The 5,144-nt window shown below is 42.5% G+C and carries 5 protein-coding genes; 3 read left to right on the top strand and 2 right to left on the bottom strand.

Features of this window, described 5'->3' with window-relative positions; all coding sequences use genetic code 11:
* Window positions 1–353 precede the first annotated feature (353 nt).
* From QVA83_RS22260 to nspC, 3 genes are all read left to right on the top strand, one after another.
* Window positions 354–764: a hypothetical protein gene (locus QVA83_RS22260; RefSeq protein WP_039226244.1), complete on the top strand. Its 411-nt coding sequence runs from the start codon at window positions 354–356 to the stop codon at window positions 762–764.
* Between the two features lie 300 nt (window positions 765–1,064).
* Entirely contained in the window at window positions 1,065–2,267 is a 1,203-nt protein-coding gene (locus QVA83_RS22265) for a saccharopine dehydrogenase family protein (protein WP_014950514.1), read from the top strand.
* A 176-nt stretch (window positions 2,268–2,443) separates the two neighbouring features.
* Complete coding sequence (gene nspC, locus QVA83_RS22270) at window positions 2,444–3,574, top strand: carboxynorspermidine decarboxylase (protein ID WP_287498986.1); 1,131 nt, start codon at window positions 2,444–2,446, stop codon at window positions 3,572–3,574.
* A gap of 228 nt (window positions 3,575–3,802) precedes the next feature.
* On the opposite strand, the gene QVA83_RS22275 is transcribed toward nspC, so the two are convergent.
* Window positions 3,803–4,639, bottom strand: a complete 837-nt coding sequence (locus QVA83_RS22275; RefSeq protein WP_156078773.1) for a glycosyltransferase — start codon at window positions 4,637–4,639, stop codon at window positions 3,803–3,805.
* 270 nt (window positions 4,640–4,909) lie between these two features.
* On the bottom strand, window positions 4,910–5,144 hold a 235-nt coding region (locus QVA83_RS22280; protein ID WP_287498987.1), incomplete at its 5' end, for a hypothetical protein.

Consider the following 5,144-nt stretch of genomic DNA (forward strand, 5'->3'; position numbering starts at 1 on the left):
CCTTTTAATCGCGAAACAGTCCTGCAAGCCTAGCGGGCTAAGTTAAAGGACTGTGACAAAGAGTAAAAGGCTTCCATAACGACCCCTTCGGGCAGCGCCTTTGTGCCATCTATACTGCGTTGAACGTTCTCGATTTAGAACCACTAAACCGTCAAACATTCGCCTTGTCTAGATGGCACACAGACCGCTGCCAAATGTACAACAAAGGTCAACAGGCCCTAGGTTAGTCTCTTAATCTTTTAGTATGAAATGGTAATGTTTAGCTATCGCAATGGTGAATATTAAACTAATGTGACGTAGTAAGCGTAGGTATTAGCAAGTGTCCAGCAACGCTAACTCACAGGAGATGCGCTATGATCGACCGTCCAGTTACATTGCCAACGCCATTAAACGTACTCGTGTCGAAGTCACTAAGCTTATGTGAGCTTATGTTACCCGTATGCGATGTGTTTTACCCCTTTGCTGCCATCTATGAAAACGGCCGAGTAGGTTGTATTTTCAACGACGAAACACAAGGTCAAAAGCGAGAGTCACAGCTTATCGAGCAGCTTCAGTGGCGAATTATCGATACCACCACCGACACAAACAGCTACAGCGTATTGGTTTATGCTGCGGCGGTTAATACCCAAGACAGTAAAACCCTCGACGCCATTGCCATAGCCACTGCTACACCAAATCATGAAGAGCGTTTGATTCTTTACCCTTATTACAAAGTTGATGATAAGGTAGTCATATCGCCACCAATTGATACGGTTACCCGCTGAAATTCGAGCGACTTTATATTTTAAACCGAGCAGAATTGCAGACACGTTAGTAATTTTAAAAACGTGTCTGCTTTCGTATCAGCTCAAACTTCTATTGAACGACGTATCTCGGCGTAGACCATAAACGGTCAATAATGAGGCCTTTGAAAGGTAGGCCGCTAGTAGGTGTGCAATACCTTTTACATTCGTTGTTACGATTAAAATTTTTTGTACTGTCATGGGCTGTCTTTGCTTGCCAAATCCCATTGGTCTGCTAGCATTCAGCCCAAAATTCATTAGCAAAATTAGGGATTAGTTATTATGTCTCGCGTTTTAATTATTGGTGCTGGCGGTGTTGCGTCGGTAACTGTGAAAAAATGTGCACGTTTACCGCAACATTTCGACGAAATTTACTTAGCAAGCCGCACGGTATCTAAGTGTGAAGCGCTACAGCAAGAAGTAGGTGCAGATCGCGTTAAGGGTGTTTTCGCTGTTGATGCTGACAACGCAAAAGAAGTGGAAGCACTTATCAACGAAGTAAAGCCAGACCTAGTAATCAACCTTGCGTTGCCATATCAAGACCTTCCAATCATGGATGCATGTCTTGCAACTAATACTGATTACCTAGACACCGCCAATTACGAGCCTAAAGACGAAGCGAAGTTTGAATACTCGTGGCAGTGGGCTTACCAAGACAAGTTTAAAGACGCGGGCATTATGGCCCTTCTTGGCAGTGGCTTTGATCCAGGTGTAACTAACGTTTACACAGCATATGCAGCTAAGCATTACTTCGACGAAATCCACTATCTTGATATCGTAGACTGTAATGGCGGCGATCACGGCCAGGCTTTCGCGACTAACTTCAACCCTGAAATCAACATTCGTGAGATTACCCAACGCGGTCGCTATTGGGAAAACGGCGAGTGGAAAGAAACCGATCCGTTAAGCGTACGTGAAGATCTGGACTATCAAAACATTGGTGTTCGCGCATCTTACCTGATGTTCCACGAAGAGCTAGAGTCTATTGTTAAGCACTTCCCTACCCTTAAGCGTGCACGCTTCTGGATGACCTTTGGCGATGCTTACCTTAACCACCTGCGTGTACTTGAAGGTATTGGTATGACTAGCATTGAGCCAGTTGAATTCCAAGGCCAGAAGATTGTACCACTAGAGTTCTTGAAAGCAGTACTTCCTAACCCAGGCTCACTTGCTGAAGGTTATAGCGGTATGACGTGCATTGGCACTTACATCACAGGTATTAAAGATGGCAAAGAAAAAACTATCTTTATCTATAACAACTGTGACCACGCGAAATGTAACGAAGAGGTAGGCGCGCAAGCAGTATCTTACACCACAGGTGTTCCTGCGATGATTGGCGCAGCGCTTATGCTTAACGGCACATGGAAAGAAGCAGGTGTATGGAACATGGAACAATTCGATCCAGACCCATTCATGGATATGCTTAACGAGCATGGTCTGCCATGGCACGTACTCGAATGTGAAGGTAGCCCTTTCACTAAATAATTGAAACATCAGGGCGCTTAATTCAAGCGCCCTTTTTTATTAACGCCACTATTTAAATCTAGATCAGATTACTGGAATGTAGGATACAGAGTAGTTTTGAGCTACGACCTGTAATGTAATACATTAGGCGTTTGATAAATGTTGAAAGCCGTTTTATTTTTTGGAGCTTTATCCCATTGACCGATTTAACTCAACGTACTGATATTCCCTCTCCTTGCTACGTGCTGGAAGAAGCAAAATTAATTAAAAACCTTGAGCTGATGAAACGGGTTCAAGACGAATCTGGCGCGCGTATTATCTTGGCGCTTAAAGGCTTTTCTATGTGGTCTTGCTTCGACATCATCAAACAGTACTTACACGGAGCAACGGCCAGTTCGGTTTGGGAAGCGAAACTTGCTGCAGAGATGGGTAAAGAAGTTCACGCATATTCTCCTGCGTACAAGGTTAATGACGCAAAGGAATTGGCGAGTCTTGTTAATCACCTGTCTTTTAATAGTTTGACCCAGTGGAACGCGCATAAAGACGTGCTAGCAGGCGTGTCGTTAGGCCTTCGCATAAACCCTGAGCATCAAGAAGCAGATACACCACTGTACGACCCAGCTGCACCAGGTTCTCGCTTAGGCATACGTGCTAGTGAGCTAGAAGGCGTAGACTTATCGGGTATTGAAGGTTTTCACTGCCACAACCTTTGTGAGTGTGATTCTTTTGCTACTGCACGCACGCTTGAAGCCATTGAAAAGCGTTTTGGCAAATGGCTTGGTCAATTAAAGTGGTTAAACCTAGGTGGCGGACACCTGATGACCCGTGAAGGTTATGATGTTGAGCACCTTATTAAAACGCTAAAGGACTTCAAGGCGCGCTACCCACATTTAGACGTGATCCTTGAGCCAGGCTCTGCCGTCGCATGGCAGACAGGGCCATTAATTTGCGAAGTGGTTGATATGGTAGAAAATGACGGTGATATCGCTATTCTAGACATTTCAGCGACTGCACATATGCCAGATGTGCTGGAAATGCCTTATCGACCTACAATTTTGGGCGCGGGTATGCCTAGTGAAAAAGCATATAATGTGAAGCTAGGTGGCAATTCGTGCCTTGCAGGCGATGTCATTGATACCTACTCATTCGATGCGCCGCTTAAGACCGGCGATCGATTACAGTTTGAGGATATGATGCATTACACCATGGTAAAAACCACCTTCTTCAACGGTGTAGAACATCCTGCTATCGGCATCCTGCGTTCTAACGGCGACTTTGAGCTGGTTCGCGAATTCAGCTACGAAGACTTTAAAGGTCGTTTGTCTTAATTAGCCTTTTTTGTAATTGGCTAATTGTTAATGAGCCGTTTTACGGGCAAGCTGTTTGATTAAACAAACAGCTTGCTAATTTGCACGGCTCACACAGTGAATTCCCTACTATCTGGTTCACCTTAATCAATGAACCCCTCATTTTTCTCAGGTTAAATTAAACCCAAATATGAGCAAATGGTAACCAGAGTATACTGATGCGAACACTAAGTAGTTTTAGATAACTACTTAAGAAAATAGCGCCCTCTTCATCAGCTTAAAATTCACCTTCCAATTTGTCTTAATTTTATGCTTTAGCGCGCTTTTGCTACTGACTTTGGGATCTTCAACGTTTGCAATAACGTCTTCAAGGGCAGCAGGGTGTAAATTAAAATCTTCAACCCTTTCTTTTGGAACATTTCCATAGCCTTTATATTCATTCACCTTGTTTTCAAAATGAATAATCGACATCCACATTCGCTTTCCTCTGATAGGCGTCAGTTCTTTTACACCACTCCAATATCCGTGCCTTTCTTGACACCAGATGGTTTTAAAATCTTCACTTTTTTCAATTAAACTCATAAACGGATTATGCACATGTGAGTGCAGGCCTAGCCTTACACGAGGCGCTACCTGCAGCGTGTATCCGTCAACAAAGTCAATTGCCATAAAAGATTGCTCTGAAAATTGATTCTGTACTTCTTTAACGAAATCTTGGTGAAGGCTATCATCGTTATCAAGCCTCGTCGTTATGAGGAAAGGGGCTGTTAATCTAGACGCTATTTCTTTTTTTATAGACGGATAAAAGTTTTCCATTCCGTCTGTGTAAATAGGGATAAAATTGGAGAATTTTGAAGCTAGCTCGTTTATTTTTTCGCGATAAATTTCTGGTGTATTCGTATCGAAAAATACTAGCCATTCAAAGTTTTTTACCGTTTGAGATTTTATAGACGAATAACAGTACTGCTCAAACAGCTTCAATCTGTTTTCCATCCAGCTATCAGTTAAAACTTTGGATTGAGATTTGGTCTCATCCCAACCTTTTTTTCGAAGATTAAAGCGCGTTAATATGAAATGCTGAAACATGATAATGCCGTTGAATATAAGAAAATGAATTTACAAAGAAAAAGAATGCAAAAGGAATATTGAAATAATACCAATAAAAACTATTCTTTTACGAAATTTTTTCTTTTTCTTTGTTAACTAAGACCCACAAAACGTTAATTCGCTCACATTATTTCCTGAAAAAGGAAAAACTGAATTGATTTCAGGTCAGAGCGAGGCCTTAGCATTCAAGTAAACAACGTAGGAATTCATCGCGCATTGATTTTTATGGCGGCGCGATGGGGTTAGTGGCTATACAACTCCACTTCCCGACGCCGCCTCAGATTTGTCTATCTCACCTTCAGCCAACACTTCGTCATCTAACTCAATTTTAAATGACGTTCCCGCTTTTCCATGCAGGCTATAACGAAAGCCGTACATTTCGCCTTCATTAAGAGAAACTTCCGCAAAGGTATTAGGGTGGATTAAGTCGTAAACACCTGAGTCGTTAGCTTGAGAAAATATATCAACTAACCATTTTCCTTCT

It is taken from the genome of Alteromonas sp. AO-Serp (genome assembly GCF_017849675.1).
Lineage (GTDB): Bacteria > Pseudomonadota > Gammaproteobacteria > Enterobacterales > Alteromonadaceae > Alteromonas > Alteromonas macleodii.

Bases quoted from the DNA above. Each gene is read 5' to 3' on its own strand.
- QVA83_RS22275 (WP_156078773.1), bottom strand. From the start codon at position 4,639: ATGTTTCAGCATTTCATATTAACGCGCTTTAATCTTCGAAAAAAAGGT.
- QVA83_RS22265 (WP_014950514.1), top strand. From the start codon at position 1,065: ATGTCTCGCGTTTTAATTATTGGTGCTGGCGGTGTTGCGTCGGTAACT.
- QVA83_RS22260 (WP_039226244.1), top strand. From the start codon at position 354: ATGATCGACCGTCCAGTTACATTGCCAACGCCATTAAACGTACTCGTG.